At 39.0% G+C, this 777-nt stretch carries 1 protein-coding gene; it reads right to left on the bottom strand.

Features of this window, described 5'->3' with window-relative positions:
- On the bottom strand, nucleotides 1–474 hold a 474-nt coding region (locus AC1DRF_RS30600), incomplete at its 3' end, for a cell wall hydrolase (RefSeq protein ID WP_477742648.1).
- Between the last annotated feature and the right edge of the window lie 303 nt (nucleotides 475–777).

The following is a 777-nucleotide window of genomic DNA, read 5'->3' as shown; positions in this document are numbered from 1 at the left end:
TCCTTGACCTCTAAAAGCTAGTGCTTCATTTACAGCTTTTTTTGCTTCAGCATCAGCTGCTTTATTAATTTCACCGTTTTGTACAGGTGTAAACTGTGTACCTTGATAAATGACATCATGAATAGAGTTTGGGAAAGAATCGCTATCCACGCGATTTAAGACAACTGTTGCTACAGCCACTTTGCCAGCGTAAGGTTCGCCTTTTGCTTCAGCTTGTACAAGGCGAGCTAACAATTCTTTATCACTTTCGCTAATAGAGTTAGGGATTGTTAGTGTTTCATTTGCATTAATAGAGTCCGTAGATTTGTGATTCGCTTCTTTTAACTGTTTAACCGTAACGCCGTATTCAGTGCCAATCTTGTAAAGAGTCTCTCCGGCTTTTACGCGATGAGTTGTTTCAGCGGCATTTGCCCCGTGACTCATGCCGAACATAGGAACTGCCAGTGCTCCAATAATTGCTAGTTTCTTAAACATAAAGTAAGTACCTCCTGAAATCCTTTTGAACRCCCCTTTTATCACGGATCGGTGCGTGCTGTGCACCGAACTTTATATGTACGTTTCAAAGATTAACAGGTGTCAATACATCTTGTCACTGCTTAAAACATACCAATCTAGGAAGATATTATAATAGTTAACAGATAATTTGAAAAATACGTTGACTGATAATAAAGGAGTGAATTATAATGAACGAGTAAATAGTTAACCGTTTAACTGGAGAGATTTTATGGGAGAAAAGATAACGATTCGTGATGTAGCGAAGCATGCAGGGGTATCTGC

It is taken from the genome of Priestia sp. P5_B4 (assembly GCF_056400385.1).
The sequence above is the reverse complement of the archived record's forward strand: the minus strand, read 5'-3'. Positions and strand labels throughout refer to the sequence as shown.